Annotated in this window: 13 protein-coding genes; 10 read left to right on the top strand and 3 right to left on the bottom strand. The window is 62.3% G+C overall.

The features are described from left to right. The first annotated feature begins 2 nt into the window (after nucleotides 1-2). The 8 genes from ACFPWW_RS17990 to ACFPWW_RS17955 all read left to right on the top strand — a co-directional run bounded on the left by ACFPWW_RS17990 (nucleotide 3) and on the right by ACFPWW_RS17955 (nucleotide 8,218). Nucleotides 3-797, top strand: coding sequence for a DeoR/GlpR family DNA-binding transcription regulator (locus ACFPWW_RS17990; RefSeq protein WP_112571650.1), 795 nt, complete (start codon nucleotides 3-5; stop codon nucleotides 795-797). Beyond that, on the top strand, nucleotides 794-1,756 hold the full coding sequence (locus ACFPWW_RS17985; RefSeq protein ID WP_377312784.1) for an N-acetylglucosamine kinase: 963 nt from the start codon (nucleotides 794-796) through the stop codon (nucleotides 1,754-1,756). Before ACFPWW_RS17990 ends, ACFPWW_RS17985 begins: the two co-directional genes overlap by 4 nt. A 27-nt stretch (nucleotides 1,757-1,783) precedes the next feature. Next, nucleotides 1,784-3,040 carry an ABC transporter substrate-binding protein gene (locus ACFPWW_RS17980; protein ID WP_377312782.1) on the top strand — a complete coding sequence of 419 codons (1,257 nt, stop codon included), beginning with the start codon at nucleotides 1,784-1,786 and terminating at the stop codon, nucleotides 3,038-3,040. Then, nucleotides 3,037-3,954: a carbohydrate ABC transporter permease gene (locus tag ACFPWW_RS17975; protein ID WP_377312780.1), complete on the top strand. Its 918-nt coding sequence runs from the start codon at nucleotides 3,037-3,039 to the stop codon at nucleotides 3,952-3,954. Before ACFPWW_RS17980 ends, ACFPWW_RS17975 begins: the two co-directional genes overlap by 4 nt. After that, nucleotides 3,954-4,811, top strand: coding sequence for a carbohydrate ABC transporter permease (locus ACFPWW_RS17970; protein ID WP_112571642.1), 858 nt, complete (start codon nucleotides 3,954-3,956; stop codon nucleotides 4,809-4,811). The genes ACFPWW_RS17975 and ACFPWW_RS17970 overlap by 1 nt, the downstream gene beginning before the upstream one ends. Before the next feature lie 11 nt (nucleotides 4,812-4,822). Next, the gene (locus ACFPWW_RS17965; protein ID WP_377312778.1) at nucleotides 4,823-5,779 is read left to right on the top strand and encodes an SIS domain-containing protein; all 957 of its coding nucleotides are present in this window, start codon (nucleotides 4,823-4,825) and stop codon (nucleotides 5,777-5,779) included. Continuing rightward, nucleotides 5,776-7,077 carry a D-tagatose-bisphosphate aldolase, class II, non-catalytic subunit gene (locus tag ACFPWW_RS17960; protein WP_377312777.1) on the top strand — a complete coding sequence of 434 codons (1,302 nt, stop codon included), beginning with the start codon at nucleotides 5,776-5,778 and terminating at the stop codon, nucleotides 7,075-7,077. Before ACFPWW_RS17965 ends, ACFPWW_RS17960 begins: the two co-directional genes overlap by 4 nt. Nucleotides 7,078-7,147: 70 nt before the next feature. Then, a complete protein-coding gene (locus ACFPWW_RS17955; RefSeq protein ID WP_377312776.1) occupies nucleotides 7,148-8,218 on the top strand; it encodes an ABC transporter ATP-binding protein in 1,071 nt (356 codons plus the stop codon). Between the two features lie 87 nt (nucleotides 8,219-8,305). On the opposite strand, the gene ACFPWW_RS17950 is transcribed toward ACFPWW_RS17955, so the two are convergent. After that, nucleotides 8,306-10,534, bottom strand: a complete 2,229-nt coding sequence (locus tag ACFPWW_RS17950) for a methyl-accepting chemotaxis protein (protein ID WP_377312775.1) — start codon at nucleotides 10,532-10,534, stop codon at nucleotides 8,306-8,308. Nucleotides 10,535-10,704: 170 nt separating this feature from the next. After that, on the bottom strand, nucleotides 10,705-11,118 hold the full coding sequence (locus ACFPWW_RS17945; protein ID WP_377312774.1) for a cupin domain-containing protein: 414 nt from the start codon (nucleotides 11,116-11,118) through the stop codon (nucleotides 10,705-10,707). 262 nt (nucleotides 11,119-11,380) lie between these two features. On the opposite strand from ACFPWW_RS17945, the gene ACFPWW_RS17940 reads away from it, so the two are divergent. After that, the gene (locus tag ACFPWW_RS17940; protein ID WP_112704038.1) at nucleotides 11,381-12,571 is read left to right on the top strand and encodes an MFS transporter; all 1,191 of its coding nucleotides are present in this window, start codon (nucleotides 11,381-11,383) and stop codon (nucleotides 12,569-12,571) included. Between the two features lie 207 nt (nucleotides 12,572-12,778). Here ACFPWW_RS17940 and ACFPWW_RS17935 read toward each other — a convergent pair whose 3' ends face one another. Beyond that, a complete protein-coding gene (locus ACFPWW_RS17935) occupies nucleotides 12,779-14,077 on the bottom strand; it encodes an alpha/beta fold hydrolase (RefSeq protein ID WP_377312773.1) in 1,299 nt (432 codons plus the stop codon). A 96-nt stretch (nucleotides 14,078-14,173) separates the two neighbouring features. Here ACFPWW_RS17935 and ACFPWW_RS17930 point away from each other — a divergent pair, with 96 nt between their 5' ends. After that, nucleotides 14,174-15,319 carry a M24 family metallopeptidase gene (locus ACFPWW_RS17930; protein ID WP_377312772.1) on the top strand — a complete coding sequence of 382 codons (1,146 nt, stop codon included), beginning with the start codon at nucleotides 14,174-14,176 and terminating at the stop codon, nucleotides 15,317-15,319. The last annotated feature ends 72 nt before the right edge of the window (nucleotides 15,320-15,391 follow it).

Raw genomic sequence — 15,391 nt, 5'->3', positions numbered from 1 at the left:
CGATGAACCAGAGTGGCGGCGTAAAGACGGACCGGCTCGATGCCATCAGAAGCCATCTCTATGCGAACGGCTTTTCGACCATCCAGGACCTGGCCGATGCCGTCGGCGCTTCGCTGGCGACAGTACGCCGCGATCTGCAGATCCTGGAACAGGATGGCGCCATCGACCGCGTGCACGGCGGCGCCCGCATTGCCGAGGGCTCTTCGGTCGAACTTGCCTTTCAGGAGCGGGAGAAGCGTCATCTCTCGGCCAAGCGGGCAATCGCCAATGCGGCCTACGAGAGGCTTCAGCCGCGAACGGCGATTTTCCTCGATGCCGGCACGACCGTCCTTCAACTTGCGCGGCTGATCCGCATCAATCCGATGCCGCTGCGCATCTTCACGAACGGCCTGATCGTCGCGCAGGAATTTCTCAACATTCCGCATCTCGAAGTTGTCTTGCTCGGGGGGCAGTTGCGCAGCGAAAACGCCTCGCTTGTCGGCCCGCAGGCCGAGGCGATGCTGGAGACGATCTGGTTCGACCAGCTGTTTCTCGGCGCTAGCGCCATCAGCCCGGACGGAGCGATCTACAGCGTGGATAGCGCTGAAGCCAGCCTGAACCGGCGCATGCTCTCCCGCTCGGCCAACGGTTATGTTCTCGCCGATTCCTCCAAATTCGGAACGATGGCGACTTACAAGGTCGCGCCGCTCAACGCCGCGAAGCTGATCACTGACAAGGGCCTGACGCCGCACTGGCGCGCCGAGCTCGCCACTTTCGGCGTCGATACGACCTATGCCCAGCTCGGAGCAAAGGAATGAGCGGCGAGCTGATCCTCGGCATCGATGGTGGCGGCAGCAAGGTGCTTGTCACTCTGGCCGACAGGGACGGCGAGATTCTGCGGACCGCGCTTGGCGGTGGCGTCAATCCAATGGACAATCCGGACTGGCGTCGCGAGCTGGAGCGGCATATCGCTCCCTTCCGCAATGAGGCGGGACTGGCTGCCCTCGGTGCCGCCCTGCCCGCTTATGGCGAAGTCGCGCATCTCTCCGCCCTCCAGAAACAGTGCATCGACGAAGCCTTTCCGGATATCCCAAGGATCGTGCTGAATGACGTCGATGCCGCCCACCTTGGCGCCTTTGCCGGTCGGCCGGGCATTCTCGTCCTGTCGGGAACCGGCTCCATGTCCTGGGCGCGCAACGGCGCGGGAACCTCCGCACGGTCGGGCGGCTGGGGCGATATGGTCGGCGACGAGGGCAGCAGCTACTGGATCGGCCGGCAGGCGCTGCATCTCATCAGCCAGAGCCTGGACGGACGCGCCGGGCCGACCGCGCTGGCGAAGGCCGTCTACGACCACCTGCAACTCGACATCTCCGATCCGATGAACGCACTCGGCGGCTGGATCAGCGGGCTCGCACGGCCACGCGCGGGTATTGCCGCGCTCTCCGTTCTTGTCGACCAGGTGGCGAGCCAGGGTGACGAGGCAGCGATCGGTCTGATCGAAAGGGCGGCCGACGAACTCGCCAAGCACCATTGGGCGATATCAGGCCATTGCGAGGCCGGCACCGATTGGACCTATGCGGGCGGTACTTTTTCCAGCCGCCTGCTGCTCGATGCCGTCGAAAGGCGGATCGGCCGACCGGCGGTTTCGCCGGTACTTCCTCCCATTGGCGGCGCGCTTCTGGCCGCCGCCCAACTTCTCGGCTGGCCCCTGAACGAGCGCTGGTTCGGGCAAATCGCGGTCGCGGCGCAAGCCGTGATCGCGCGATCAAGACAATGAGTGTCAATGATAACGAAGGATGGGAACATGCGTAATTTCATATTGCCTTTGCTTGCCTCAGCTGCCTTTACGGTTGCCCTGCCTGCCATGGCAGACGACGCCAAGCCGCTTGCCGGCCAGTCGATCACGGTGCTGATGCCCTCGCCGCAGGGCGCCACCGTTGCGGCCGATTTTGAAGCCGAGACCGGCATTCATGTCGATCTCCAGACCCTCTCCTGGGACGACATCCGCCCGAAACTGGTAACGGCGCTGGTCGCCGGCACGGCGCCCGCCGATGTGACGGAATTCGACTGGTCCTGGACAGGGCAGTTCAGCGCAGCCGGCTGGTACATGCCGCTGAACGACGTGATCGACAAGGACACGGTCGCCGACATCGGCGTCGCCAAGATCTTCACCGTGGACGGCCAGCTGCTCGGCGTACCGTATACGAACGACTTCCGCGTCATGCTGGTCAACAAGAAGCATTTCACGGATGCCGGTGTCGCCGAAATGCCGAAGACGCTCGACGCTTTGGTCGCTGCCGCCAAGAAGATCAAGGACAAGGGCATTGCCACCTATCCGATCGGCCTGCCGCTCTCGGCGACCGAGGGCGCCTCCACCAGCTGGTATCTGCTGACCAAGGCCTTCGGCGGCGAACTCTTCGACAAGGATTTCAAGCCGCTTTTCCTCACGCCCGATTCAGCCGGCTACAAGGCGCTCGCCTTCGAACTGCAGCTCTTGAAAGACGGCCTGGTCGATCCGGCCTCCACGGGTCTCAAGGACAGCCAGATCAACGAGAGCATGTTTGCCCAGGGCCTGACCAGCATCATGATCTCCGGTGAGCCCGGCCGATTGGGCCAGATGAACGATCCGAAACAGTCCAAGGTTGCCGGCCAGGTGGAGGCGATCCTCGTTCCGACCGAAAGCGGCCAGACCCGCAGCTTCGGTCTTCCGGAAGCGCTCGCCATTCCGAACGTCTCGCAGAACAAGGAAGCGGCGGTCGCCTTCGTCAAATGGTTCACCAGCCGCGAATTCCAGAAGAAGAATGCGGCAAACGGCTTCCTGCCGACGCGCACCTCCGCCCTCTCCGAGCTCAATAAGGAAGGCAAGCTGACAAGCGGCGACACGCTGGTCGCGCAGTCCAAGACCGTCGAGCCGCTGTTCCAGCAGGGAACGCCGCCATGGTATCCGCAGTTTTCGAGCGCGGTGAACACGGCGATCAATAGCGCGGCAAAGGATCAGATGACTGTCGACCAGGCCATGCAGGCCATCGCCGACGCCGCCAAGCAGGCTATGGCGCAATGACAACAGTCACCGCCGAAGGTGTCGCAGCCAAGCGGAGTGTCGGCCTCAACGCCGACACCATGCTCGGACTGCTGCTGGTGCTGCCGATCCTTCTCACCATGGCGACACTGGTCTTCTATCCGATGGGCCGGACGGTCTGGGACTCGCTGCATCGGGTCAATCCGATGCAGGCGGGAACCCCCTTTGTCGGACTGGAGAACTACGCGCGCATGCTGTCCGACGGACAACTGGCATCGACCTGGGCGAACACGCTCGTCTATGTCGTCCTCGCCGTCGTTGCCGAAACCGTCTTCGGCGTGCTTGCCGCAGCCCTCATCAACCAGGTGAAGGTCGGGCGGCAATGGGTGCTTGCAGCCGTCATCCTGCCCTGGGCACTTCCCGGCGTCGTCAATTCCGTCATCTGGCTGTGGATCTATCAGCCAGGCGCGGGCCTGCTGAACGGCATCCTCGTCGCCATGGGCCTGCCTTTCGAAAATCACGTCTGGTTCAACGACCGGACGAGCGCGATCATCGCTGTAACCGTCGTGCACGTCTGGCGCATGATGCCGCTGACCATCGTCATCGTGCTCGCCGCCATGCAGAGCATCCCGGCCCACCTCTATGAGGCGGCCCGCATCGACGGCGCAACGCGCGTGCAGATGTTCAGTCTGGTCACGCTTCCGCTCGTGCGCAGCGCCATTGCCGTTGCCATGACGAACGCGACGGTCAATGCCTTCAACCTCTTCGACGAGGCCTGGGTGCTTGCCGGATCGAGCCTCGAAACGCGGCCGATCCTCGTGCAGATCTATCTCGAGACGTTCCAGAACCTCCGCTTCTCCTACGGCATGGCCCTTTCGGTGGTCATCACCCTGGTGTCGCTGCTGGTGTCGCTCGTCTACGTCCTTCGCGTCTATCGCAACACACGGTTCGACTGATGAAACCAACCATTCTCTATCGCCTGATGATATGGGCCGGTATTGCCGTGCTGCTGGTCTGGTCGCTCGGACCGATCTATTGGACGCTCGCAAGCTCGGTGACGCCGACGGAGGATTTTTCGACGCGGCCGATCCACTTCTTCCCGCAGCATTTCACGCTCGACCACTATTCTCGCCTGCTCGGCATCGACATCGACCGGATCGGCGGGGTGGAGGTCTGGAAGCAGTTCCGCGCTGCGCTGCTCAACAGCGTGATCACCTCTGCGGCCGCCACGCTGCTCTGCGTGGCGATCTCGGCGCTCGGCGCCTATGCCTTCACCCGGATGCGTTTTCCCGGTCGGCACATCCTGTTTGCGGCAGTCGTCGCAACGCTTGCCATCCCGGCCTATGCGGTGCTGATCCCGCTCTATCAGATCATGATCAAGATGCGCCTCGTCGATACCTATACCGGCGTTTCGCTGATCTATGTCTCGGCCTATCTGCCGCTCTCGCTCTGGCTGTTGCGCAGCGTTTTCGAGCAGCTTCCGATCGCGCTTGAAGAGGCCGCGCAGCTGGACGGCGCAGGACGCCTCTTCATCTTCTTCAACATCGTGCTGCCGCTGGCAGGACCGGGTCTGACGGCAGCCGCCATCCTCACCTTCCTGGGAGCCTGGGGCCAATACCTCGTTCCCCTCATCTTCTCGCCGCAGGCGACGAAACCCCTGACGGTCCTCATCCCGGAATTCGTCACCAAGAATTTCATCGACTACGGACTGATCACGGCAAGCGGATCGATCGCGATCGTCATCCCCGCCCTGGTCGTCATCTTCCTCAACCGATACCTCGTCAGCGGCCTGCTGGCTGGTTCGGTCAAATAATCGGAGACATCATGAACACGACCGAAAAGGTAATCTTCGAGCAGTTCCCCTATTGGGAAAAAGCGATCGGCTCGAATGCGGCAAGCGGCAAGGTGGACGATCTCCTCGTCTTCGTCGGCTGCGGCACCTCCTTCAACCTCGCTTTGTCTCTGGCCGCCTACGCCAACAGCCTGAAGCGCAAGGCGATCGCGGTTCCCGGCGCGGAATGGCTGAACCGGCCCTCCTGTTTCTGGCCGGAATGGCGGAAGACCCATGTGGTGGCGCTCTCCCGCAGCGGGGAAACCACCGAGACGGTCGCCGCCGCAAAGGCAAGCCGTGCGGCGGGAGCCTTCGTGACTGCCGTAACGGTCGAGCCGGAAAGCGCGCTGGCGAAGAATTGCGACCAGCTGATCTGCTCGCCGACCCATCCTGAGGAAGGCATCGTCATGACGGTTTCGGCAAGCCTTATGGTTCTGCTCAGCCTGCAACTGATCGGCCAGATCGTGCCAACCTCGGTCGTCGCATCGGCACGTCAGCTCGCAAATGCGCTCGACGATGCCCTGCCCGATATTATCAAGGATCGTTCGCACTTCGTCTTTCTGGGCGGCGGCCCGCTGTTCGGCGTCGCGCTCGAAGGTGCCCTCAAGCTGATGGAAATGAGCCAGCTCATGACGCAGGCCTTCCATCCGCTCGAATACCGCCACGGCCCGATCAGCCTCGTCGACGAAAAGACGGCCGCGATCATGCTCTACAGCTCGGACCAGAGACAGGCGGAGGCCAAGCTCGTCGGCGAATTGCGGGAAAAAGGCGCCGTGGTCATCGGCTTCGGCGGCCCCGGTGATCTGGAGCTTCCTGTTGATGTCGATCTGTCGCTCGCCGGTCTCGTCGTCCTGCCGGCACTGCAGATCCTCGGCGAACGCGCCGCGCAGTCGCGGCAGATCGACACCGTCTCGCCGCGTCATCTCACCAAGGTCGTGACACTGGTATGAGCGCGGCCATCGATCAGAACCGCCGGATCGCCCTGGCAAAGCTTTTCGGCGGGAGAGGCCTGCCTCTGCCACGCGGCATTATATCGGTATGCTCCGCCCATCCGCTGGTCATCGAGGCGGCTTTGCGGCGCGCGGCCCGGCAGGACGAGGCTGCCCTGATCGAGGCGACCTGCAACCAGGTCAATCAGGAAGGTGGCTATACCGGCATGACGCCGGCGGATTTCCGGAGCTTCATCGAACGTATCGCCGCAGGCATCGGTTTTCCCGTCGGCCGCATCATTCTCGGCGGCGATCATCTTGGCCCGAACCCGTGGCGAAAACTTGCTGCCGAGGACGCGATGGCGCGCGCTGAGGCCATGGTGACGGCCTATGTCGAGGCCGGCTTCGAAAAGCTGCATCTCGACACGTCGATGGGCTGTGCCGGCGAACCGGTTGCCCTTGCCGACGAACTGACCGCCGCAAGGGCGGCACGTCTGGCGCGAGCCGCCGAGGCGGCGGCCGGCCGCAGCGGTCGTCGTCTGCCGGTCTATGTCATCGGCACGGAAGTGCCCCCACCCGGCGGCGCGACGCATGCACTGGACGAGCTGGAGATCACGCATCGGAAAGCCGCGTTGCGGACGTTTGATATTCACCGGCGAGCCTTTGCGGAGGCCGGCGTCGATGCTGCGCTGGAGCGCGTCATCGCCATCGTCGTTCAGCCGGGCGTGGAATTCGGCAATGCCAACGTCGCGCTCTACCAACCCGAGCGCGCACGGGATCTGATCTCCGGGCTCGACGAGATGAAGGGACTGCTCTTCGAAGCCCATTCCACCGACTATCAGCCGGCAGGCTCGCTTGCGGCGCTGGTCGACGGCGGGTTTGCAATCCTGAAAGTCGGCCCCGGCCTGACCTTTGCGTTGCGGGAAGCGCTCTACGGCCTCGACGCGATCGCAGACATCCTCTCCGGAGACAAGGGAGCCGGCAGACTGGCGGCGACCATGGAAGAGATCATGCTCGCTCAACCCGACCACTGGGCCGGTCATTACAGCGGCACGAGCAGGGAACAGCGCCTGCAGCGACATTTCAGCTATAGCGACCGCATCCGCTACTACTGGCCCGATGCGCGGGCAACACAGGCGGTCGACCAACTGCTTGCCCGGCTGCCCGGCACGATTCCGGAAACGCTGGTCAGCCAGTATCTCGCCCGCCTCTATCCGGACGTTGTCGAGAAACGCGTCGCGGCAAAAGCCCGCGATCTTTGCCTTGCCGCTGTTGACGCGGCCCTGGCCCCCTACGCCGCCGCTACCGCACCTCGATGAGAGAGGCGCAGCATGTCGCTCTTTCGGAGCGGCAACAGATCCGAAATCAGTTTTTCAGCCGGAGACAGTTATGGCGTCCGTAAATGTGGCAAATGTCCGCAAGAGCTATGGTCACTTCGAAGTCCTGCACGGGGTCGATATCGACATCCGCGACGGAGAGTTCGTGATCCTCGTCGGCCCTTCCGGCTGCGGCAAGTCGACCTTGCTGCGCATGATCGCAGGGCTCGAGGAAATCTCCGGCGGCAACGTTTCGATCGGAAACAAGGTCGTCAACGACGTCGCTCCGAAAGAGCGCGATATTGCCATGGTCTTTCAGTCCTATGCGCTTTATCCGCATATGACGGTGGAAGCGAATATGGGCTTTTCGCTGCGCCTGGCAAAAGCGCCGAAAGAGCAGATCAGGGCGCGTGTACGTGATGCGGCCGAGATCCTGGGCCTTGAACACCTGCTCGACCGCTATCCGAGAAATCTCTCCGGCGGTCAGCGCCAGCGTGTCGCAATGGGCCGTGCCATCGTCCGCCAGCCCCAGGTCTTCCTCTTCGACGAGCCTCTGTCCAATCTCGATGCCAAGTTGCGCGTGCAGATGCGCTCCGAGATCAAGCAACTGCATCAGCGGCTGAAAACTACGACCATCTATGTGACGCACGATCAGATTGAAGCCATGACCATGGCTGACCGGATCGTCGTCATGCGCGACGGTTATGTCGAGCAGATCGGTTCGCCGCTCGATCTCTACGATCGGCCTGCCAATCTCTTCGTCGCCGGCTTCATCGGTTCGCCGGGCATGAATGTCATCAAGGGAAAGATCAGCGCGTCCGCGCCGCTGGAATTTGTCGCAGATGGCGGCGGGCGCCTGCCGCTGCCGGAGGCTGCGGCGGCAGCACGCGGCGCAGAGGTAGTCTACGGCATCCGCCCGGAACACCTGATCATCAGCCAGGACGGCGTAAACGCCGAAGTTGCGGTCATCGAACCGACAGGCGCCGAAACCCAGATCAACGCCAAGTTTGGGTCGGATCCGCTTGTTGCCACAGTGCGGGACCGGCTTTCCCTGCAGGCCGGCGACACCGTCAGGATGATGCCGGATCTCAGCAAGCTGCATCTCTTCGACGTCAAGACTGAGAAGCGCCTCCTGCTCGCCTAGCGGTTGCTTCGGGCTGACGAATGCAGACTTGGCACTAAAGGCGGTGCGGCGATAGCGGCCGCACCGCTTTCTTCAGCGGTTCGAGCCTCAGAACTCTTCCCAGTTGCCGTCCTTCGTATCGAGTGCGGCATTCCCTGAGAATGCCGAGGCGATCCTGCGTCCGAAGGCGCGGACCGGCGACGGCGACGGTGCATCGTTGCGGGCGGCAGCACGAGGTGCGGCCGAACGCAGCGCGAGACCCGTCTCGCTGAGCTTGAACTGGGCAAGCAACTCGTTGAGCGAAGCAACTTCCTTCGCGAGATTGTGGCTTGCGGCGGTCGATTCTTCCACCATCGCCGCGTTCTTTTGCGTATCCTGGTCCATCTGACTGACGGCGAGGTTGATCTGGTCGAGGCCGGAAGACTGTTCCTGCGATGCTTCGACGATCGCCACTATGTGGCGATTGATTTCCTGGACCTCTGCGGCGATCGTTTCCAGCGCCTTGCCGGTTTCGCCGACGAGGCCGACGCCGGCATTGACCTGTTCGCTCGACGTGGTGATCAGCGCCTTGATTTCCTTGGCGGCGTTGGCCGAGCGCTGGGCCAGTTCGCGCACTTCCTGGGCGACGACCGCAAAGCCCTTACCGGCTTCACCGGCACGCGCTGCTTCGACACCGGCGTTCAGCGCCAGAAGGTTGGTCTGGAAGGCGATATCGTCGATGACGCCGATGATGTTGGAGATCTCGCCCGAAGACTTTTCGATCTGCTGCATGGCCGAAACCGCGCGGCGGACGACTTCGCCCGACTGTTCAGCGCCCGTCTTGGCCCGCGAGACGAGTTCACCGACTTCCTTGGCGCGCTTGCTTGAATCCTTCACCGTCGTGGTGATTTCCTCAAGTGCCGCAGCCGTTTCCTCGAGTGCGGCTGCCTGCTGCTCCGTGCGCTTGGCAAGATCGTCGGCGGCCGATTTGATCTCGTTTGCGCCGGAATCGATTCCGCGGGCATTCTGCGACACCCGGTTGAGCGCCGACTGCAGCTTCTCCGCGGAATTGTTGAAATCGCTGCGGACGCCGTCGAGCCTTGCCACAAAAGGCTGATCGATGCGGTAGGACACGTCGCCTTCGGCGAGCTTCGAGAGACCGGCGGCGAGATTGTCGACGGCAAACTGCACGTCGGCGGCGTCCCTCGCCTTTTCCTCCTCGCGCTCGATCTGCTCCCTTTCGCTCATGCTGCGATTGGTCTCTGCTTCCTGTTCGAGGCGAACCCGCTCGATCGCATTCTGCTTGAAGACCTGGACGGCACGAGCCATTGCACCGATCTCATCCGGCCGGGCCTGGCCCTGAACCTCGACGTTGAGATCGCCTGCGGCCAGGCGCGCCATGGTAGTTGTCGTCTTCTTGATGACCGCGGCAATCGAACGCGCAAAGACGAGGAAGCCGACAAGCGAAATCAGCGAAACGACGACGGCGCCGATCGCGGCCATCCAGAGCGCCTGCCGCGACGCTTCGACGATCTCCGTCACATCCGAGCCGATTTCGAAAACGCCGATCTTGCGGCCGGAAAAATCTTCGAAGGGGATGGCGGCAACTTCATAATCCTTGTCGTCGCGAATGGCATGGACACGAACGCGGTCTCCGTTGAAAGCCGCCTGCAACTGCTCCTGAGTAAGGATCGTCTTGTCGCCGAACGTCGAGGCCTGAGAGACGAATTTTCCGTCCTGAAGGATATGGACTGCAACCGCGGCATCGACCGATTGCGCCAGCGGCGCAAAATAGTCGTTCGTGAGCGAGGTGCCGACATCGACGACGCCGACGGTCTTGCCATCCTTGATGACCGGCGCCGAGGCAAACATGCTGACGGCGGTCCGCCCGGGTTCGATGCCTGCGTTGAGCTTACCCTGCGTCAGCGCCGCAACGATCATCTTGCGACGTCCCTTGAGATCGTCGCCAAAGACGTCGGGCGTGTGGATACGCGCAACGGCCACGCCATCGGAACTGCTGAACGTGATGAGCTGAAGACCCTGCGCCTTGATCGCCGGCAGGCTGGCGGTATATTTTGCAAGAATGGATGCGCGATCATTCCTGGCAATCAGGTCGGCCGTCTCAGGCTCACCGGCAAGGGCTATCGCAAGACCCGCAGCCGCCCGCCTCTGAGCTTCCATATCCGCCTGGATCACATGCAGGTCAGACGAAAGCTCTTTCTGGAGCGATTGATTGCTCATCGCGTTCTGGCGATGCCAGGCAAGACCACCGATTGCCGCGCTTGCAAACATAACGGCCGCAAACCCATAGGCCGTGATGCGGATCCATATCGGCCGCTTGATCTTTTCCTCGTGCATAACGTCCTCTCAAATATCGAATACCCCAATTCTTGAGAGGAAAACTTGTTTTTTACTTAATTTCGAATAGTCAACATTAAGCAATTACACGCAGGCTCCCATCGCAGCCAACGTCCCGTCTGGCGGGAAGGTCGCGACGGAACATCCCCTTCCCGCAACCGGCATCGCAATCAGGGGTCTGGCGTTGTCAGCTCCGTTTCCTTCGTATCGACGACGAACACCGCGAGGATTTTGGCGGGTTTGGTCTTGCTGGCATTGGCGCTGACCAGATGATGGTCGCCGGGTACTTCGATCCAGTTCTCGCCGGTCTTGAAAACCTTTTCTTCCCCGTCGTTCACCTTGCTTCTGATTTCGCCCTCGATGACCGTCGCGTAGATGAAGGCGCTCTTGGCATGGGTATGTGCAGGATTATACCCGCCCGGCCCATATTCGACGAGGACGCCGCGCATGCTTTTGCCCGGGACGTTCGGCAATTCGTGATCGAAGACAACCGTGATCTTGGCGTTGTGGGCCTGCTGGGCCGCAGAAACAGGGGCAGCGGCAAGAATCAACGCCAGTGCGGCCATGGTGATGGACTTGAGCATCGTATCTTTCTCCTCTGGGGTTCGCTACGATCCGGGCAGGCTAAGTCCGCGTACGGCGAAAGGTCAGATATACGATGGTTTAACATCCTGCCCCGCGGTCGGCGGAACGGAAAATCCGAGCGCCGGCAGGCAACCAGTTAAAGTTGCTGTTGCGGTTACCATCAACAAGATATATCTCGGAAATGCCACTCGAAATTGTCTTTTTCGCTATCGCTGCGATTGAAGTCAAACTTCCGAACCGATCACATCCCGGAGCGATCGAATGCATATCCAGCCGCAACACCGGATCTATGTCTGCTTCTTTCTCTTCGCCATCTCGATGGGAGCTTTGCTCTCGCGGTTGCCCGATCTCCAGGATGCCCTGGCTGTCAACAAGTCCGAACTCGGTCTCACGCTGATCGGCGCGGCAATCGGCGCCTTGATTTCCCTGACATTCGCGTCACCGCTCATTGCGCGCTTCGGCGCGCGCAGGACAGCGTTTCTGACGGTGCTCGGCACGTCTGCGCTGCTGGCAACCATTCCCTGGGCCGGTGCCGCCTGGCTGGTCTTCTTCATTCTGCTCTGCGAGGGGCTGCTTGCGGGCGCACTGGAGATCAATCTCAATGTCGAGATCGATCGCATCGAAGCCCAGCTCGGCCGGGGCGTGATGAACAGGGCGCATGGCTTCTGGAGCCTTGGTTTCTTCCTGACTGCATTGGTCGGCTCGGCCGTTCGTCAGGCGGGCGTGTCCATGCACCTGCATCTTGCGCTGACATTCACCTTCGTCCTCATCGTCGGCACCATCGTCATCTCCGGCATGAAGAATGCCCCGGCCCGTGCCGGGATCGAGCATGTGGAAGGCCCGAGCGTCGCCTTGCCGACATGGGGGCTCATGCCGCTCTGCATCATCGGCATTGCCGCCTTTCTGGTGGAAGGCGCCGGCATCGACTGGTCGGCCATCTACATGCGCGATGTCTTCGCGGTCGAACCTTTTGTCGGCGGCCTCGGGCTGACGATGTTTACCTTCTTCATGGCCCTGGCCCGGCTGTTCGTCGACCCGCTTGTCGACCGGTTCGGTGCGCGCGCCGTGGCCACTTTTCTGCTGGTCTTCTCGATGGCTGGCCTTTGCGCCGTCTGGCTTGCCCCGCACCCCTATGTCGCTCTCTTCGGTTTCGCGCTGATGGGCGGCGGCTGCAGCGCGGTCTACCCCCTGGCCGTTTCCGCGGCCGCACAAAGAACCGATCGGCCGGCCCATCTGAACGTCGCGGCCCTCGGGCAAATGTCCTTCGTCGTCTTCTTCCTCGCGCCGCCGCTGCTCGGTTTCGTCGCCGAGCACGCAGGCATCAGGGTTTCCTACCTCGTCTGCCTGCCGATCATCATCGCGGCGCTTTGCCTGACAAAAGCGCTGAAGCCGCGCGCAACCGACAGCAGGGTTCGGATCGACAGCGAAGCCAATCAGGCAGCGCGCGTATAGATGACCGGCCATGGCAGGCCGGCGTCAGGCTCTCTACACCGGGCTCGATCGCCTCACCTTCACCCGAGCCAGCCTTCTGGCAAGCAAGGCCAACGTGCCTGCACGGGCCGCTTTCCTTCAATATGAACCGCACGCGTCTCTTCGATCCCGTCGGCGGCAAATCGCTCTCGGCCTGATATCCGGCACCCGCGGCGGCGCAAGCCTCGATCAGCCGAGGGGGCCGCCGCTGTCGCGAACCATCTGCCGCAGGCGCGTGAAGACGGCCGGCGACTGGCGCACGCCGTCATGTTCGAATTCATTCGTCACCCAGGTCTTCACATTGCCGACCTCTCGAGCCGTGGCGAGCGAGAGTTCCGCATCGACATACATGTCGTCAAAATAGATGGCCGCGGCGACGGGGATCTCGTTCGACGCGAGCCGTGCCGGATCGTAGAGCGGTTCGAACGCATCGTAGCGTGCCAGCGCTTCGACAGCGTCACGGAACGGCCGCAACGACCGGATGTCCTCGAACATCCAAGGATACATCATCTCGCCGGTCAGATAGAGCGGCCGGTTCCCTTCGTCGAATTCGGCAAATTCGGACCGGATGCGCTCGGCCGCCCAGCCGGTCGCGCCCTTGCCCTGCCCGTAAATGCTTTCCTGCAGCGCGGCAAACATCGGGTTGCCGTCATAGGAGGTCAGCGACATGACGGAAGCCAGGAACGCGTCGGAAAACCGCGTTTCCTCCGGGTCGGTGAAGGCCTCGTCCACCAGCCAGTGTATGTTTTCATAACCGGTCGCCATGCCGAAATCGATGCCGATGGTCTGCAGGCGGCGAACCGTCAGGCGATCGCCGTCCGGAAGGCGAACATCACCCTCCGCGATGCGCTCGGCGATCCGGGCAATCCGGTCGAGATCGGCAGGATAACGTTTGTAATACTCGCGGTTCTTCGCGGCCACGCGCGGATAGGTCCGGCGGTAGACGTCATCTGCCGTGGCGGAAAGTCCTGCCAGCCCTCCGGTAACATAGCAGGCGGCCAGCCCTTCCGGCGCTTGCGACAGATAGGTCAGCGTCAGGAAGCCGCCATAGCTCTGCCCCAGCGTCTCCCAACGCACGCCGTCGAAGACGGTCTTCCGGATATGCTCGCAGTCGGCAACGATGCTGTCGGCACGAAAATGACCGAGATATTCGGCCGCGGCCCTGCCATCCGCAAAGGTGGACATGGTGGCGCTCTCGATACGCGTGCTCCTGCCCGTGCCGCGCTGATCGAGCAGCACGACGCGGTAATGCTTGAGCGCTTCGGCAAGCCAGGATGGACCGCCTCCGACCGGACGCGGCGACTTGCCGCCCGGACCGCCCTGCAGGAAGAGCAGGATCGGCAATTTTTCCTGTCTGCGTGCGGGATCGCGGACTTCGCGCACGAAGACCTTGATCGATGCGCCATCCGGTTCTTTCCAAACAAGCGGCAAGTCGACGAGGTGGTCGCGGATATGGACGCCGGGGATCGTGTATTCACTGACGAGCATGGCGAGATCCTGTGGAATGTTTGTCGACACAGTGCCTACAATTGCCCTATGTTCGAATCAAGCATCTAATTCTGGCAAAAATTACGGATATATAGCGTGTCTCATTCTGCCTGGCCCCATCCCGTCGCAGCCATCACACAGGAGGAGCGGCGAGGCCGCTTGTCGCGCCTGCGCGAACGCATGCAGGCGCTCGGTATCGCTGTGACCCTGCTCGGGCCGACCGAGAGCTTACGCTATTTCACCGGCCTCGTCTGGCACCTGAGCGAGCGTCTGCTCGGCGCCGTCGTCACCGAGGACAGGCTGATCTATGTCGTGCCCGGCTTCGAGAACAGCCGCGTCGAAACCCTGCCGCACCTGCCGGGCGAGAGCGCAGTGTGGCAGGAAGAGGAAAGCCCGTCGGCGCTGGTTTCGAAACTGGCCGGCCCCTCCGGCAGGCTCGCGCTGGACGATGCCCTGCCGCTTGCCTTCTATCATGCCTTTGCCGAGCAGATGGGCGCAGCACGCCTCGTCGATGGCGGTCCGATGATCCGCGCGCTGCGCGCCATCAAGTCTCCGGCGGAGATCGCCCTCATCCGCTATGCGATGGGCATCACGCTCGATATTCACCGCAAGGTTCGCGACACGCTGACAACAGGCACGGCAGCCTCGGATGTGGTGCGCTTCATCGACCAGCAGCATCGCGCCGCCGGCGCCAGCGACGGCTCGAGCTTCTGCATCGTCTCGTTTGGCGCGGCAACCTCGCTGCCGCACGGGGCGGACGGCGAACAGGTCCTGCAGGCGGGTGACGTCGTTCTTGTCGATACCGGCTGCCGCATCGATGGCTATCATTCGGATCTGACGCGCACCTATATGCTCGAAGCAGGCAACAGCGAATTCGAGCGGGCATGGACAATCGAGCGCGAAGGCCAGCAGGCCGTATTCGATGCGGCCAGACCGGGTGCCTCCTGTGAAAGCCTCGATGCCGCGGCCCGCAGCACTTTTGCACGGCACGGGCTCGGCCCGGACTATCGCCTGCCCGGCCTGCCGCATCGCGCCGGCCACGGCCTTGGCCTGGAAATCCACGAGGCGCCCTATATCGTCCGCGGCAACAAAACGCCGCTGGCACCGGGCATGTGTTTCTCGAACGAGCCGATGGTCGTCTTTCCCGGCACGTTCGGCGTTCGCCTCGAAGACCATATCTATATGGCCGAAGACGGCCCGTACTGGTTCACGAAACCGGCGGAAAATCCCTACGCTGTCTAGTCGCGCGAGGGAGGAGCGAGATGTCCTGACGCCGCAGTTCCAGCCGCAGCGTCAGGTATTGTCGTTCCGCTA

Origin of the sequence: Rhizobium sp. GCM10022189, from assembly GCF_042656325.1 — a bacterium.
GTDB lineage: Bacteria > Pseudomonadota > Alphaproteobacteria > Rhizobiales > Rhizobiaceae > Rhizobium.
Note: the sequence above shows the minus strand (reverse complement) of the source record. Positions and strands in the feature narration are given on the sequence as shown.

Coding starts and splice junctions, on each gene's coding strand:
- ACFPWW_RS17985 (WP_377312784.1), top strand. CDS start 794: ATGAGCGGCGAGCTGATCCTCGGCATCGATGGTGGCGGCAGCAAGGTG.
- ACFPWW_RS17960 (WP_377312777.1), top strand. CDS start 5,776: ATGAGCGCGGCCATCGATCAGAACCGCCGGATCGCCCTGGCAAAGCTT.
- ACFPWW_RS17975 (WP_377312780.1), top strand. CDS start 3,037: ATGACAACAGTCACCGCCGAAGGTGTCGCAGCCAAGCGGAGTGTCGGC.
- ACFPWW_RS17970 (WP_112571642.1), top strand. CDS start 3,954: ATGAAACCAACCATTCTCTATCGCCTGATGATATGGGCCGGTATTGCC.
- ACFPWW_RS17980 (WP_377312782.1), top strand. CDS start 1,784: ATGCGTAATTTCATATTGCCTTTGCTTGCCTCAGCTGCCTTTACGGTT.
- ACFPWW_RS17990 (WP_112571650.1), top strand. CDS start 3: ATGAACCAGAGTGGCGGCGTAAAGACGGACCGGCTCGATGCCATCAGA.
- ACFPWW_RS17940 (WP_112704038.1), top strand. CDS start 11,381: ATGCATATCCAGCCGCAACACCGGATCTATGTCTGCTTCTTTCTCTTC.
- ACFPWW_RS17935 (WP_377312773.1), bottom strand. CDS start 14,077: ATGCTCGTCAGTGAATACACGATCCCCGGCGTCCATATCCGCGACCAC.
- ACFPWW_RS17950 (WP_377312775.1), bottom strand. CDS start 10,534: ATGCACGAGGAAAAGATCAAGCGGCCGATATGGATCCGCATCACGGCC.
- ACFPWW_RS17965 (WP_377312778.1), top strand. CDS start 4,823: ATGAACACGACCGAAAAGGTAATCTTCGAGCAGTTCCCCTATTGGGAA.
- ACFPWW_RS17945 (WP_377312774.1), bottom strand. CDS start 11,118: ATGCTCAAGTCCATCACCATGGCCGCACTGGCGTTGATTCTTGCCGCT.
- ACFPWW_RS17955 (WP_377312776.1), top strand. CDS start 7,148: ATGGCGTCCGTAAATGTGGCAAATGTCCGCAAGAGCTATGGTCACTTC.